Origin of the sequence: Rubeoparvulum massiliense, assembly GCF_001049895.1 — a bacterium.
Taxonomy (GTDB): Bacteria; Bacillota; Bacilli; order Rubeoparvulales; family Rubeoparvulaceae; genus Rubeoparvulum; species Rubeoparvulum massiliense.
The window spans coordinates 505972-521731 of sequence record NZ_CVPE01000004.1 but is presented as its reverse complement, the minus strand read 5'-3'; the positions used below and the strand labels follow the sequence as shown (position 1 = coordinate 521731).

The 15760-nt window shown below is 43.7% G+C and carries 17 protein-coding genes; all 17 read left to right on the top strand.

Features of this window, described 5'->3' with window-relative positions:
- Positions 1-22 precede the first annotated feature (22 nt).
- The 17 genes from BN1691_RS05210 to spoVT all read left to right on the top strand — a co-directional run bounded on the left by BN1691_RS05210 (position 23) and on the right by spoVT (position 15757).
- Positions 23-790, top strand: coding sequence for a TatD family hydrolase (locus BN1691_RS05210; protein ID WP_048601138.1), 768 nt, complete (start codon positions 23-25; stop codon positions 788-790).
- A 127-nt stretch (positions 791-917) separates the two neighbouring features.
- Positions 918-1919, top strand: coding sequence for a 3D domain-containing protein (locus tag BN1691_RS14520; RefSeq protein ID WP_048601137.1), 1002 nt, complete (start codon positions 918-920; stop codon positions 1917-1919).
- Between the two features lie 45 nt (positions 1920-1964).
- A complete protein-coding gene (gene rnmV / locus BN1691_RS05200; RefSeq protein WP_048601136.1) occupies positions 1965-2522 on the top strand; it encodes a ribonuclease M5 in 558 nt (185 codons plus the stop codon).
- Positions 2519-3403: a 16S rRNA (adenine(1518)-N(6)/adenine(1519)-N(6))-dimethyltransferase RsmA gene (gene rsmA, locus BN1691_RS05195; protein WP_048601135.1), complete on the top strand. Its 885-nt coding sequence runs from the start codon at positions 2519-2521 to the stop codon at positions 3401-3403. Before rnmV ends, rsmA begins: the two co-directional genes overlap by 4 nt.
- Positions 3404-3545: 142 nt before the next feature.
- Positions 3546-3821 (top strand): biofilm formation stimulator Veg, encoded by a 276-nt coding sequence (veg, locus tag BN1691_RS05190; protein WP_048601134.1) that lies wholly within the window; start codon positions 3546-3548, stop codon positions 3819-3821.
- A gap of 142 nt (positions 3822-3963) precedes the next feature.
- Positions 3964-4146, top strand: coding sequence for a small, acid-soluble spore protein, alpha/beta type (locus BN1691_RS05185; RefSeq protein WP_048601133.1), 183 nt, complete (start codon positions 3964-3966; stop codon positions 4144-4146).
- A gap of 172 nt (positions 4147-4318) precedes the next feature.
- Positions 4319-5194, top strand: a complete 876-nt coding sequence (gene ispE, locus BN1691_RS05180) for a 4-(cytidine 5'-diphospho)-2-C-methyl-D-erythritol kinase (RefSeq protein ID WP_048601132.1) — start codon at positions 4319-4321, stop codon at positions 5192-5194.
- Positions 5195-5264: 70 nt separating this feature from the next.
- Positions 5265-6083: a pur operon repressor gene (gene purR / locus BN1691_RS05175; protein WP_048601131.1), complete on the top strand. Its 819-nt coding sequence runs from the start codon at positions 5265-5267 to the stop codon at positions 6081-6083.
- Positions 6084-6101: 18 nt separating this feature from the next.
- A complete protein-coding gene (locus BN1691_RS05170) occupies positions 6102-6476 on the top strand; it encodes a RidA family protein (RefSeq protein ID WP_048601130.1) in 375 nt (124 codons plus the stop codon).
- Positions 6477-6605: 129 nt separating this feature from the next.
- Positions 6606-6896 carry a septation regulator SpoVG gene (gene spoVG / locus BN1691_RS05165; protein ID WP_048601211.1) on the top strand — a complete coding sequence of 97 codons (291 nt, stop codon included), beginning with the start codon at positions 6606-6608 and terminating at the stop codon, positions 6894-6896.
- 119 nt (positions 6897-7015) lie between these two features.
- A complete protein-coding gene (gene glmU, locus BN1691_RS05160) occupies positions 7016-8407 on the top strand; it encodes a bifunctional UDP-N-acetylglucosamine diphosphorylase/glucosamine-1-phosphate N-acetyltransferase GlmU (RefSeq protein ID WP_048601129.1) in 1392 nt (463 codons plus the stop codon).
- 28 nt (positions 8408-8435) lie between these two features.
- A complete protein-coding gene (locus BN1691_RS05155) occupies positions 8436-9386 on the top strand; it encodes a ribose-phosphate diphosphokinase (protein ID WP_048601128.1) in 951 nt (316 codons plus the stop codon).
- An 80-nt stretch (positions 9387-9466) separates the two neighbouring features.
- The gene (gene pth / locus BN1691_RS05150) at positions 9467-10030 is read left to right on the top strand and encodes an aminoacyl-tRNA hydrolase (RefSeq protein ID WP_048601127.1); all 564 of its coding nucleotides are present in this window, start codon (positions 9467-9469) and stop codon (positions 10028-10030) included.
- A 75-nt stretch (positions 10031-10105) separates the two neighbouring features.
- Positions 10106-10330, top strand: a complete 225-nt coding sequence (locus BN1691_RS05145) for an anti-sigma-F factor Fin (protein WP_269431174.1) — start codon at positions 10106-10108, stop codon at positions 10328-10330.
- A gap of 107 nt (positions 10331-10437) precedes the next feature.
- A complete protein-coding gene (gene mfd / locus BN1691_RS05140; RefSeq protein WP_048601125.1) occupies positions 10438-13968 on the top strand; it encodes a transcription-repair coupling factor in 3531 nt (1176 codons plus the stop codon).
- Positions 13965-15008, top strand: a complete 1044-nt coding sequence (locus tag BN1691_RS05135; protein ID WP_048601124.1) for a peptidylprolyl isomerase — start codon at positions 13965-13967, stop codon at positions 15006-15008. The genes mfd and BN1691_RS05135 overlap by 4 nt, the downstream gene beginning before the upstream one ends.
- A gap of 209 nt (positions 15009-15217) precedes the next feature.
- Entirely contained in the window at positions 15218-15757 is a 540-nt protein-coding gene (gene spoVT, locus BN1691_RS05130) for a stage V sporulation protein T (RefSeq protein ID WP_048601123.1), read from the top strand.
- Positions 15758-15760: the final 3 nt, after the last annotated feature.

The window sequence follows — 15760 nt, the reverse complement described above, 5'->3', positions numbered from 1 at the left end:
TTGAGAAAGCGAGGGAGTACAAGTGCTAATTGACACCCATGCCCACTTAAATGATGAGCAGTTTATCGAGGATCAAGAAGCGGTGATTGAGCGTGCACAAGCAGCTGGTTTACAGTACATCATCAATGTGGGATTTAATCATGAAACGATTCCTACCACCCTTGAGCTGGCTGAACGCTATGATTTTATTTATGCAGCAGTTGGATGGCATCCACAAGATGCCAAGGATATGAACCCAGAGGATCTCCAATGGATTGAAGAGCTTACTCATCACCCTAAGGTGGTAGCTATCGGGGAGATCGGCTTAGATTACTATTGGGATACTTCGCCACGAGAAGTACAGCAAGAAGTATTTCGTCAGCAGATCCGCTTAGCACGCAAGGTAAAGATGCCAATTATCATCCATAACCGCGATGCTCATGAGGATCTCCTTACCATTCTGCGAGAAGAGCATGCAGAAGAGGTTGGAGGTATTATGCATTGCTTTAGTGGGAGCTGGGAGCTGGCTCAGGAGTGTTTAAATCTTAACTTCTACCTCTCCTTTGGGGGACCTGTTACCTTTAAAAATGCAAAGAGACCTAAGGAAGTAGCTACTCAAGTGCCGCTTGACCGTCTACTCATTGAAACTGATTGCCCCTATTTAACGCCTACACCATTTCGGGGCAAGCGTAATGAGTCCGCTTATGTCCAATACGTAGCGGAGGCTATCGCTGAGTTACGTCAACTACCGGTAGAAGAGCTGGGTCAGATCACATCGGAGAATGCAAAGAGATTACTTGGGCTACCATAGGTGGACTGCTTATTCTAGATGCATAATCCCCAGCATATGATGGGGATGTAGGTGGAAAGGAAGAAGCAAATTTGACAAATCTTCTTCAATGACCTATAATTTCCTTCGTTTACAAGGAGGAATATGAATGGTGCATCTAGAATTAAATAAGTTTAAGGGCCTTTGGCTCAAAAAATCTACCTGCGCCCTTGTGGTAGTTGGCATGGTGACCATCATGCTATATTTTGTTATTCCCCGTGAGTATCAAGTAACTCTTGTTACAGAGGACGGGCGAAAGGAAATAAGTACGGAAGGTCGTACTGTGGGAGAAGTATTCAATGAATTAGGAATAGAACCGATCGCAGAGGATTATATCTTTCCAACGCTTGATCAAAAATTGAAGGATGGCATGACCATTCAATATTTAAGGGCGAAATCGGTAACCCTATTTGTAGGTGCTGACGAGGTTATACAAGTTAAAACGACAGAACCCACTGTACAAGCCTTACTGCATTCGCAGAAGCTTACTTTAGGCAGCATGGATCAAGTGGATCCAACACTTGATAATCCCATTTCTGAAGCGATGTCTATATCAATCACGCGAGTTCATCAGGAACTTTTATCTAGTGAACAGATGGAGCAGAAGCGGAAAACCATTCGTACTGCTGCTGTTTCTTCGGTGGTGGCACAACCTGAGATTGAACAGCCAGCGTCAGGGGATTTGCAGCATTGGTACGAGGTTACTTTTGTGAATGATGAGCCGGTCTCTCACATCTTGAAAGAGGTAGAGATTGTTCAATCGGGAGTTCGCTTTGAACCACGTCAGATCTTAGAAAATGTGGAGCTGACAGCTTATGGAGCAGGGGTGGAGCATACTGGCAAAACACCTGAAGATCCAGGCTATGGGATTACGGCAACAGGGAGAAAGGTAAAAGAGAACCAAACCATTGCTGTTGATCCAAAGGTCATTCCCCTTGGCTGGTGGGTCTATATTGAAGGATATGGGCTCCGTCGTGCTGAAGATACAGGGAGTGCCGTAAAAGGCAAACGAATTGATCTTTATTTACCGAGTGATGAAGCGGCCAATGGCTTTGGTTTGAAGAAAGGCTATACTGTATATCTGATTGGTCCAGAAAAACCAAATTCCTAGAAACAGGGTTATCCCTGTTTGTTTTTTTGAGGAGAAATGATATTAATGCTACGAGAAGTGATTGTGGTCGAAGGCAGAAATGATACCATCGCTGTTCAACAGGCTGTTGAAGCGGATACGATTGAAACAGGAGGAAGCGCGGTGGATGAGCGCGTGTTAGCGAAGGTTCATCTTGCCCAAGAGCGAAGAGGGGTTATACTATTCCTCGATCCAGACTATGCAGGCGAACGGATTCGAAAAATCATTAGCCATCATGTACCGGGATGTAAGCACGCATTTTTAACGGTGGATGCTGCAACAAAGCATGGTGATATAGGTGTGGAAAATGCATCGCCTGAAGCGATTCGTACCGCTCTTGAGCAGGCTCGAACAGAATGGGATACTGGAGCGATGGAAACGTCGATTTCTTGGGATGAAATGCTCACCTTAGGTCTCATCGGTGGAACGAATGCGAAGAAGCGTCGTGAACGCCTCGGTGAAATTCTAGGCATTGGTTATGGTAATGCACAACAATTTTATAAGCGACTCACGCTTTTTTGTATCAGTGCAGGTGAATTTTATCAAGCGATTGAACAAATGGAGCATGAGAAGGAGTGCCTATGAAGGAGATCGCAACGAAGTCCAGAACCAAAGTACTGTTAGAAAAGTATGGATTTTCATTCAAAAAGAGCTTAGGTCAAAACTTTTTAATCGATCCCAATACCTTAAATCGAATTGCTGAATCAGCAGATCTTACGCCGCAATCGGGTGTTCTAGAAATTGGACCAGGAATTGGGGCACTCACAGAACAGCTTGCGAAGCGTGCTGGCAAGGTGGTAGCTATTGAAATCGATCAACGTCTACTGCCCATTCTTCGTGAGAGTCTTCAGGAGTATAAGAATGTGGAGGTTATTCATGGGGATGTCTTAGCTGTTGAACTTGCACCGATTCTTGCTCAGCATTTTGCAGATTGTTCGGATATCCATGTGGTAGCTAATTTGCCTTATTACATCACAACGCCTATCTTGATGAAACTCTTAGAGGAAACGAACCAGCAGTTCACGTCCATTGTGGTCATGATGCAAAAAGAAGTAGCTGAGCGATTAGCAGCAGCACCAGGGAGCAAGGCATACGGATCCTTAAGTATTGCATGTCAGTATTATGCAGATGTAGAGAAGCTCTTTACTGTTTCTCGTAAGGTCTTTGTCCCTGCGCCGAATGTGGATTCTATTGTGATCCGTTTAAAGCTTCTTCCGGAGCCACGTGTTCAAGTATGTGATCATGAGCTCTTCCAAAAGGTGATTCGTGCAGCCTTTACACAAAGACGGAAGATGATCAGTAATAATCTGTCTATGAATCTTTTTGCTAAGGATGGGAAGGTGTGGACTCAACGCCTTGGCAGTGAGCTAGACCTTGATATGAAACGGAGAGCAGAGACCTTCTCGATCACTGAATTTGCTGAAATGACCAATTGGCTACTTGAAACGGAAGCACCAATAAAATAAAAAAATAACGCTCACATAAAAATCTTACCTAATTCACACAATATGTATTGACACGAAGAATGTCCAGTTGCTATAATTAAATATTTTTTGACAAACTGAGACTTCTGTGGTAGGATGGTATGTGAGCGAGGTGGTTCTAGAGATGGCAAATAATGCATTGGGTGCCATTAAGCGAAGTTTGGATGCACACATTGGGCAGCATATCTTACTACGCGCCAATGGTGGCCGGAGAAAGACGGTTGAGCGTTCTGGAGTATTAGAGAGAACGTATCCGTCCGTTTTTATTATTAAGCTAGATGAAGAGAAGCATGCATTCGAACGAGTTTCATATAGCTACGCAGATGTATTAACCAAAACTGTGGAACTCACCATTTGTGGACAAGACGGACAAAGATTCACAATTTCATACGAACAATAGGTGCTATGATGTGCCAAGTGGTTTAACGGGTTGCTGTTATTAACAGCAGCCCGTTTTCGTTACCAGCATCTCTAACTGTATAGGAGGAACATTTTGATCGCAGAATAAGCATACCCATCAATTCGAGAAGGGGGCTGAAGGGATGGCTCGACGTAGGGGGATTATGTCCGATCGCTTTAAAGAGGAACTGGCAAAGGAACTTGGCTTCTATGATACGGTTCAGCGTGAAGGATGGGGCGGAATCACCACGAGGGATGCAGGGAACATGGTAAAGCGAGCAATTGAAATTGCAGAAGAAGCACTGGCTCGGGAGCACCAGAAGTAACTGCATCGCATCTTGTAAGCTGAAAACTAAGACATTGAATTGATGGGATGGTCGGGTCAATTTGACCCGACCTTTTCAAGATCATCATTCATTAAAATAAAAAAGGTGTTACTAGCACCAATGATATGCGAATGATACAATAGATGGGCAACACGTAGAAGTAGGTGAGATAATGGAACGAGTATTTGAAAAAGCTTCGGCAAAAATCAATTTAACATTGGATGTGCTAGGTCTAAGGGAAGATGGTTATCACGATGTGGAAATGATCATGACCACCATTGATCTGGCAGATCGGATTGAGCTGATCGCTCGTGGGGACGAGAAAATTGTCATCGAGTGTAATGAGGGTTTTGTTCCTACAGATCAGCGGAACCTAGCGTATCAAGCAGCCGCTCTTCTTCAACAAAAAGCGGATAAACCTGTGGGAGTAACCATCCGTATTGAAAAGCGGATTCCTGTTGCCGCAGGGCTTGCAGGTGGGAGCAGTGATGCTGCAGCGACGTTACGCGGTTGTAATCGCTTATGGAATCTCGGGCTGTCATTAGAGGAATTGAAATTATTGGGTGCACAACTAGGATCAGATGTACCTTTTTGCGTACAAGGAGGAACGGCATTGGCGAAGGGGAGAGGAGAACTAGTCACCACAGTTCCGAACCCTCCAAAGGTCTGGGTAGTTTTGGCTAAACCAGATTTAGGCGTAAGTACTGCTGAGATTTATCAGCAATTTTCCAAGCATGAGCAACAGATAGAGCCAAAAACAGCCATGATGCTTCAGGCCTTAGAGAAAGGCTCGCTTTCCTTAGTGTGTCAGAACCTTTCCAATATGCTGGAGCCGGTTACCGTTCAACTCTATCCCGAGGTGCGCAGGATTCGCGACTGTATGCTTCGTGCAGGTGCAGATGGAGTGCTGATGTCTGGTAGTGGGCCAACCGTTTACGCCATCGCGCAAAGACGAACACGGGCACAAAGGATCAATAATAGCCTTCGTGGCTTTTGTCGCAATGTGTATATTGTTCGTCTTTCAAGTACATCCTTCATGATAAATTGAATTGAATCTTTTAAAACACGTACGAATTTGATATATTGGTAATATAATATTCGTACTTTGGAGGTTGGACATGAGTAAACTGCGCAGGAGTGCTCGGCTTGTCCATATGACTCACTACTTGTTGAATCACCCACAACAAGTGATTGCATTGAAGACCTTTGGTGATAAGTATCAAGCGGCTAAATCTTCAATCAGTGAAGATCTAACGATTATTAAAGAGGTTTTTGAACAAGAGGGGATTGGTCAGCTTTTAACATTGGCTGGTGCTACAGGTGGTGTAAGGTTTATCCCTTCTGTAGCTGAGCGGGAAGCCAAGGAATGGTTAATGCCATTATGTGATAAGCTACAGGATCCCATGCGTATCCTACCGGGTGGATATCTCTATATGAGTGATCTCTTAGCAAACCCCCATTATGTGAAGCAGATAGGACGCCTTTTTTCTGCACGGTTTGCTCAACAAGAGATCGATTGTGTCATGACCATTGAAACCAAGGGTATTCCTCTTGCCTATGCTACTGCAGAATACTTAAATGTTCCTGTGGTCATCGTGCGAAGAGATAGTAAGGTGACAGAAGGGTCAGCAGTAAGCATCAACTATGTATCTGGTTCTCAGAAACGTATTCAGACGATGTGGATGGCTCGTAGAGCTATCCGAGAGCAACAGCGCATCTTAATTATTGATGATTTCATGAAGGCAGGGAGCACCATTCATGGGATGATTCAATTGCTCCATGAATTTGATGCACGCGTAGCTGGAGTAGGCGTCTTCGTAGAGAATTATGTAGATGGAGAGCGACTAGTGGATGACTATATTTCACTAGCCCGCATTACGAGTTGGAATTCTAAGGAAGGTAATCTTAAGGTTGGGTTAGGAAATTACTTTCAATAAGATACGGGGGATTGCAGGATGGATATCATCAAAACCAGTGAGGCGCCTCAAGCGATTGGCCCTTATTCACAAGCGATCCGAGCAGGAGAGTTCCTTTTTTTATCCGGGCAAATTCCGCTACAAGCAGATGGGATGTTAGCAGGCGCTACCATTGAAGAACAGACAGTGCAGGTTCTAGAGAACATCAAAGCAATTCTCAAGGCTAGTGGATCTTCCTTAGAAGATGTAGCGAAGGTAACCATCTTTGTTCGAGATATGAATCACTTCCAAACGGTAAATCAAATCTATGGTGAGTATTTCTCCCAACACCATCCGGCACGAAGCCTTGTAGAGGTTTGCCGGTTACCGAAGGATGTATTAATCGAGATGGAATGTATTGCATATGTAAAATAGATTCCTTTTCCCTAACGAAGAACCTATGGCAGATTCGTAAATTTTTTTTGAAAAAAAGAAGGATTTCGAACATACTGCGTGGAAATAGTAGGTAACTTCTCTTTTTGGGAAAAGGTGGTGAAACAAGCTGTGGAAGTAACTGATGTAAGACTCCGCCGTGTCAATACTGACGGAAGAATGAAGGCGATTGCCTCCATTACCATTGATGGCGAATTTGTTGTCCATGACATTCGTGTAATTGACGGAAATAACGGTTTGTTCGTTGCCATGCCATCGAAGCGCACGCCAGATGGTGAGTTCCGCGATATTGCACATCCCATTTCATCGGCGACTCGCGAAAAAATTCAATCTGCGGTATTGGCAGAATTTGAACGTCAAGGAGAATTGGATCAAGAAGAGCAACACGAAGTAACAGCGTAATTAATCGAATGAAAAAAGGGGCTCATATCGAGCTCCTTTTTTTATGACTCTTTTCTTGAAAAAGAGGAAGGTTTGAGATATAGTCAAAATGGAATAACTATGGGGAAGTGAGGAATTGTATGAGCGAAAAATACGCCATCATTTTGGCTGCTGGTCAAGGTACCCGTATGAAGTCCAAAGTGAACAAGGTGTTGCAACCTGTGTGTGGAAAAGCGATGCTTGCCCATGTTGTGGATCGGATTCGTCAGGCCGGCTTTGCAGAACCTATCGCAGTTATTCGTGACAAGCCCGATCAATTACGTGAATATGTGAAGGATCCCATTCATTTTGTGACCCAGAAAGAGCAGAAGGGTACGGCCCATGCAGTGATGATGGCAGAGCCCTTACTTGCTGGAAAACCTGGTGTCACTTTCGTTGTTTGTGGGGATACTCCATGTATTACTGTTGAGACCTATAAGCGCATTCTCCAAATGCATGAAGAGCACCAAGCTGTAGCAACCATCTTGACTAGTTATGTCAAGGATCCGACAGGCTATGGTCGGATTATTCGCAATGAGGACGGCTATGTAGCTCGGATTGTAGAACATAAGGATGCGACAGAGGAAGAGCGGACCATTAACGAGATTAATACAGCAACCTATTGTTTCAATAATGAGAAGCTATTTGAGGCCTTAAAGCAAGTGGACAATAAGAATGCTCAAGGTGAATACTACCTCACCGATGTGATCGAGATTTTCCAACGTGCAGGGGATTTAATTGTGGCTTGCCCTGCAGAGAATGAAGATGAGATTATCGGTGTAAATGATCGAGTAGCTTTAGCGAAGGCGCAAGAGATTATGCAAAGACAGATTAACCATTCTCATATGATGAATGGGGTATCCATGATTAATCCAGCAACTACTTACATTGGTCCTGATGTTAAGATCGGCAGGGATACGGTGCTCTATCCCAATACTTATCTCGATGGGGAAACAGTAGTCGGTGAGGATTGTGTGATCGGTCCGGATACACAACTGCGTGATACAAGAGTAGCCGATGGGGTTATCGTCGAGCGGAGTGTAGTGCTAGAAAGTGAAATAATGGAAGACGCCAAAGTGGGTCCCTTCAGCTATATCCGTCCAGGCTCTCAGGTAGGTCCACGGGCTAAAATCGGTGACTTTGTTGAGTTAAAGAAAACCATTGTAGGTGAGGGAACCAAAGTACCTCATCTGAGCTATGTTGGTGATACAACAATTGGGCAGTTCAGCAATATCGGCTGTGGTGTAATCAGTGTTAATTATGATGGTGTGAATAAGCATCGCACTGTGATTGGAGATCATGCTTTTATTGGATGTAATTCCAACTTGGTGGCACCTGTCCAAGTGGGAGATCATGCTTATGTAGCTGCAGGTTCTACTGTTACAGAGGATGTACCCACAGAAGCGCTAGCCATAGCACGTGCTCGTCAGGTTAACAAAGAAGGATATGTACCTAAATTAATGTCCAAACATGGGAAAGAACAAAATAAATAAAGACAACTAAATGGAGGGTATTGTTTTCATGGCTACGTATCGAGATCCAAAATTAAAGGTGTTTACTGGCAATGCAAATCCAGGATTGGCAGCTGCCATTGCAGAACACATTGGTGTTCCCCTTGGGCAAGCAGATGTAACCCATTTTAGTGATGGTGAGATCCAAGTTAAGTTAAATGAAAGTGTACGGGGTTGTGATGTCTATGTGATTCAACCTACATCCTATCCTGTCAATGAAAATTTAATGGAACTATTAGTGATGCTAGATGCGCTCAAGCGTGCATCAGCAAAAGGCATCAATGTGGTCATTCCTTACTATGGGTATGCACGGCAAGACCGTAAAGCTCGGGCAAGGGATCCGATTACAGCTCGATTAGTAGCCAATTTAATTGAAACTGCAGGAGCAGATCGGATTATCACCATGGATCTCCATGCAACTCAGATTCAAGGTTTCTTTAATATCCCCGTGGATCATCTCTTAGGTGTTCCCATTTTGGCTGAATACTTCAGGGAGAAGAACCTTGATGATGTGGTAGTGGTCTCTCCTGATCATGGTGGGGTAACGCGTGCTCGCAAATTAGCTGAATATCTAAAGGCTCCCATTGCGATTATCGATAAGCGCCGCCCAGCACCGAATGTCGCTGAAGTGATGAATATTGTGGGGAGCATTGATGGTAAGCATGCAATTCTCATCGATGATATTATAGATACTGCTGGAACCATTACACTTGCAGCCCAGGCCTTAATTGATCATGGAGCCAAGAGCGTCTATGCTTGCTGTACTCATCCAGTATTATCTGGACCAGCAATGGAACGGATTGAAAACTCTCCCATCAAAGAATTGGTAGTCACTGACACCATTGTCATGCCACCAGAAAAGAAGATGGACAAGATGGTCATTCTTTCTGTTGCACCACTTATTGCAGAAGCCATTATACGTGTCCATGAAGAGTTATCCGTGAGCAAACTTTTTGATTGATCCAGTAGGCGTAACGTTGGTTGCGCCTTTCTGCTATTCCCAATGAAGCGAATCAATTGATATGGTAGGTGTAACCTGTAATGAAATGTATTGTTGGTCTTGGAAATCCCGGTCCTCGTTATGCTACGTCTCGCCATAATGTTGGATTTATGGCGGTTGATCAACTGGCGGAGAAGTGGGGTACATCCATTCAAAAAGAGAAGTTTCAAGGCTTATATGCCACTTGTGTTGTGAATCAAGAGAAGGTATTACTCTGTAAGCCTCTTACTTACATGAATCTATCAGGGGAGTGTGTAGGTCCTCTTCTTCACTATTTTGACATTGCCATTGATGATCTCGTGGTTATCTATGATGATCTTGATTTATCTGTAGGTCGTCTACGCTTACGGGAGAAAGGAAGCGCAGGTGGACATAATGGTATGAAATCCATTATCCAGCATCTGGGTACCTCTGACTTCAAACGAATCAAAATAGGCATTGGTCGACCCCAGTTTGGCGATGTGAAAGATTATGTTTTGCAACCCTTCTTTCCAGAGGATCGGGAGCAGATAAGCAGTGCTATTTCTAATGCAGTGGAAGCTGTTCAAGTATGGCTGCAAAACGATTTTATCTCTGCGATGAATCGCTATAATGGGAAGGGCTGATCCCCTTCGTATGAATTGGTAGTCACTTGCCCATACTAAAAGGTATCATGATGGGCAAGGAGGCATAGGATAAGGATGAAATATATTTGTCGCTCCTGTGGCACGATGATTGGTCATCTAGATCCTACTCAAGTAACGGAGCGTGCTCTTGGCTTCGACTGCCTTACGATTGAGGAACGTCAGGAGATTCTCCAATACCAAGAGAATGGCGAGATACATGTCCAGATTATTTGTGAACATTGTCAGGAAGCCTTGGAACGTCATCCAGAGTTACATTTACAGTCAACGCCTTTGCAATGAAGCAAAATAGCCTTGGCATCCCCTCTGCTAGGGCTTATTTGCTGTGTAGATTGTATGGCTCATACACGCCTTAAATCACGATTACTGTATAAGCAAGGAGGAGAAAGATGGAGGGAATCTATCAATTATTTCATCAAGACCCCCAATTTCAGACGATATCAGAGGGTATACGAAGGGGATTACGCGAACAGTTGGTGGCTGGTTTATCCGGTTCATCCCGTCACCTCTTTCTTGCTGCGCTATATAGACAGACCGGACGCTCGCAGTTAATCGTAACGCATAATATGTTTCAAGCACAAAAGGTATATGATGATCTCTCTAGCATTGTCTCTCCAGATGATGTGTTTCTTTATCCCGTGAATGAGTTGATCGTCTCAGAAGTTGTGGCTGCTAGCCCAGAGGTAATGGCGCAAAGGATTCAGATTCAAAGCAGATTACTGCAAAAAAAATCGACCATTGTGATCACTCCCTTTGCAGGGGTGCGACGGATCTTACCACCAGCCTCGCTATGGCTCGATCAGCAATTTTTAATAAGTAAAGATGAAGAGTTGAATCTCACTGAGCTCCTTCCTCGTCTTTTATTACAAGGCTATGAGAGAGTCGATCTCGTTGAAAAGCCAGGAGAATTTAGCCTTCGCGGAGGCATCTTAGATATTTTTCCCATGCTTGAGGAGAATCCAGTTCGGATCGAATTATTCGATGTGGAAATTGATTCAATGCGTACCTTTTCAGTTGAGACACAACGCTCTATTCAAGAAGTAGATACGGTTTGGATCGTTCCTGCAAGAGAGGTATTGGTTACGGGTGAACGTATGCAGAAGGCTGCAGAAGAGTTGAATCGTCAAATAGAAGGTATCGCTTCCATCATCGGTGATCATGATGTACGTCAACAATTGCAGGATAAATTAAGCCATGAGGCTTTTTTATTAAAAAGCGGAGAATATTTTTCAGGAATCTATAAATATGCCGAATTATTATATCCTGAAAAAAATACTTTACTAGATTATATGGGGAAAGATACCATTCTCATTATCGATGAACCGTCGAGAGTTCAAGATTCAGCACAACGGCTCGAGCTAGAGGAAGCCGAATGGCAGATCGGGATGACGCAGATCGGAGAGATGCTACCTGGAGCCACTCTATCGATTCGCTATGAAGAATGGAAATCTCACTATCAACATCCGATTCTTTACATTTCCCTCTTCTTAAAGCAGGTAGCAAAATCGCATGTTGCCAATGTAGCCAATTATACAAGTCGTTCCATGCAACAGTTTCATGGGCAAATCCATGTCTTAAAGACAGAGATGCAGCGCTGGCGTAAGGAAGGAATGACGATACTCTTCTGTGCTTCTGACAAGGAGCGGGCGCAACGTCTACAGCATGTATTACATGATTATCAGATGGATGTGGATCTGGTCTTACATGGTGTAGGAGAATCATTACCCAGTCATCCTACGATCTTTCTTGGTCAGCTGCAGAGCGGCTTCGAATTACCCTTTCACCGCTTTGTGGTTGTTACAGAAGAGGAAGTATTTGTACAAAAAAAACAGCCCAAGCGGAAGCAGGTCCAAATCGATAATACAGAGCGTATTAAGAGTTACCAAGAGTTGCAACCGGGAGATTATGTGGTTCATATCAATCACGGGATCGGAAGATATCTTGGGATCGAAACCTTAGAAGTTGAAGGCATTCATAAGGACTATTTAAACATCCATTATGCGGGTGAAGATCGGCTCTATGTACCCATTGACCAAATTGATCAAGTACAGAAATATTTAGGTGGCGATGAGCGTCCTCCTAAGGTGAACCGTCTTGGAGGAAGTGAATGGAAGCGGACAAAAAGCAAAGTCAAAGCATCTGTACAAGACATTGCTCAAGATCTCATCCAACTCTATGCGAAGCGAGAAGCAGCAAAAGGCTATGCATTTGAACGGGACAGTGAGGATCAACGGGCCTTTGAATCATTATTCCCCTATGAAGAGACTCCTGATCAATTGCGAACCATTGAAGAGATAAAGCGAGATATGGAGAGCCCACAGCCCATGGATCGACTATTGTGCGGGGATGTAGGTTATGGGAAGACAGAGGTGGCCATGCGAGCAGCTTTTAAAGCGGCGATGGAAGGAAAACAAGTAGCAGTTCTGGTTCCTACTACCATTTTGGCTCAACAGCATGAAGAAACCTTCCGTCAACGCTTTGCTGGTTTCCCCTTAGAAATTAGAGCCCTTAGCCGCTTCCGTACTCGGAAGGAACAGCAAGAGATCCTAAAGGGCTTGAAGGAAGGCACCGTAGATATTGTGATTGGTACTCATCGTCTCTTATCCAGCGACGTCCAATTCCGCGATCTTGGTTTACTCATTGTGGATGAAGAGCAACGTTTTGGTGTGAAGCACAAAGAAAGAATAAAGCAGCTAAAGACCAATGTAGATGTGCTCACCTTAACAGCAACACCGATCCCACGTACACTTCATATGTCCATGTTAGGTGTACGTGACCTTTCTGTAATTGAGACCCCTCCAGAAAATCGCTTTCCTGTACAAACCTATGTGGTTGAATACACACCAGCACTGGTACGGGAAGCCATTGAACGCGAGCTAGCCCGCAATGGGCAAGTATTTTATCTCTACAATCGTGTAGATGGGATAGAACGTATGACAGAACAGATTGCTGCTTTGGTGCCCAATGCCAGGGTGGTCTATGCCCATGGGCAGATGGGTGAACATCAACTAGAACGGATTATGCTAGATTTTTTGGATGGACAGTTTGATGTACTGGTGAGTACCACCATTATCGAAAGTGGTGTGGATATTCCTAATGTGAATACACTGCTTATCCATGATGCAGACCGTTTAGGACTATCTCAGCTCTATCAGCTACGTGGACGTGTCGGGCGCTCCAATCGTATTGCCTATGCGTACTTTATGTATCAAAGGAACAAGGTATTGAGAGAAGACGCGGAGAAACGACTTCAAGCGATCAAAGAGTTTACACAGCTCGGTTCGGGGTTTAAAATTGCCATGCGAGATTTAGCTATTCGTGGAGCAGGAAATTTATTAGGTTCTGAGCAACATGGATTCATCGCTTCGGTAGGACTTGATCTTTATACGAAGATGCTAAAAGATGCCATTCGTGAATTGAAGGGAGAACAGGAAGAAGAACCCTTCCAACCTGAGATCGATCTGAAGATCGATGCCTACCTTCCCTCCACTTATATCGAAGATAATCGTCAAAAAATCGAGATGTATAAGCGTATTGCAAGTATTACGAATATGGAGGCCCTACAGGATTTAATTGATGAAATGGTAGACCGGTATGGTGAACCACCATTAGCCGTCCAAAATTTACTCACAGTTGCAAAAATCCGCGTCTATTGTTATTGTAATCACATCCCGCAAATTCAAGAAGACGAGCAACGTATTAAGGTAACGCTCCAGCCTGTTCGCGGGAAGCAATTGAATGGCGCACGCTTGTTGGAGCATATGATGAAGGTGGAATCGAGGCGATTGGCCATTTCTTCAGGAGAACAAATCCATGTTTTTGTTAAAAAACAGGGTTTGTCTGAACAAGAGAAAATAACCATCTTGGATCGCTTTTTGGACGGGCTAAATCAAGTCTTTGAGGAGGACAAAACCGCATGAGTATTGTAAAGAAATTAGGAATGGTGCTTCTAAGTAGCACATTATTAGTTACACTAACAGCTGGCTGTGGGAATTCAGAGAAAAAAGCAGAAGAAAATAAAACAGCAACAGAGCAACAAGGGAATGCAGCAGGTGAAGCACAAAAAGCTCCATCGCTCGCTGAACTCCTACCCACTGTGGAAAAGGTGTCAGACAATCCTGATCAAGTAGTCGCTACCTATAAGGATAAGACCTATACGGCTGGTGAATTCCAGTCCTATTTACATGTACAAGCTTTCACTTATTTTGATCTAGCAACACAAATCAATGACCCATCCATCCGAAAGATGTTGTTAGAATCCATGGTTATGAATCAGATCCTGGCTGATTCTGTAAAAGAAGAGCCCAAGGACTTACAAAAAAATGTGGAAGAACAATATAACAATTATATTCAAACACTGACAGGTGCTTTAGGTATCTCTGAAGAAGAGATGATGAAAACATTAAAGGATAAGCTAGATATTACCAAGGATCAAATCATTGAACAAATGCGGATCGTAGCCCTTGCACAAGAAGGATTAAAAAATCATGTAGATTCACTATCCACCAATATTGATAAGACCTATGCGGATTATCCTGAGTTATTTACCAAGGCATCTGTACGTCATATTCTCATCGCTTTCAATTCTCGGAGTGAGGAGGATGTCAAGAAGGAAGCTGAACAACTGGTTGAGCAAATCAAGGGTGGAGCAGATATGGCAGCACTGGCTCAAGAGAAGTCTGAGGATCCAGGGAGTAAAGAACAAGGTGGAATCTATGAAGACGCCCCAGTATTTCAATGGGTCCCTGAATTTAAAGAAGCCGCTCTCAATATGGAGTTGAATGAAGTAAAAGCTGTTCGTACGGACTATGGATACCATGTAATGCGTGTAGAAGCTAGAACCATGGTACCGAAAACAGAGGCAAAAGAGTATTTAGCTCAACAATCTCTGGGTGGCTGGGCCTACCAAAATATGTATGATAATGAAGTGACTCCATCATTAAAGATCACGATGGAATAACAATATTTATGGGTTCGATTGGGAAAGGTATTATTACCTTTCCTTTTTTTTGCTTGTAACAACACAAGATCTACCAATATAGACTGGCGAATATTATCAATCAAGGTGTTAAATACTACTTTTACGGAGGGCAGAGTGAGCAGCAGACAACAATTAAAGGACTGCGTTGTCCTTTGCAAGATTACATCAAGAAAGTGAGGCATCACGTCATGAAAGCGACAGGCATAGTTCGACGCATCGATGATTTAGGTCGTGTGGTTATCCCTAAAGAGATTCGAAGAACATTACGAATTCGCGAAGGAGATCCCCTAGAAATTTTTGTTGACCGTGATGGTGAGGTAATTTTAAAAAAATACTCTCCCATTGGAGAACTGGGCGACTTTGCCAAGGAGTATGCGGAAGCATTATTTGAAAGTTTGCGTTCATTAGTCTTAATTAGTGATCGAGATGCAGTGATTGCAGTAGCTGGTGGCTCTCGTAAGGATTACCATGATAAGGCTATTAGTGACATTGTGGAGCAAAGCATGGAAGAGCGGAAAACCACGATAGAAAATCGTGAAGGTGATTATGAATTAGTTAAAGATTATACTGAACATTATTCAGGCTTTGTTATCGCTCCTATCATCGCTGGGGGTGACCCAATTGGTGCTGTCATCCTAGTTGAGCGGGAAGGGAAACAGGTTAGCGAATTGGAAGAGAAGATGGCTGAGACAGCAGCTTATTTTCTCGCGAAACAAATGGAGCAATAAAGA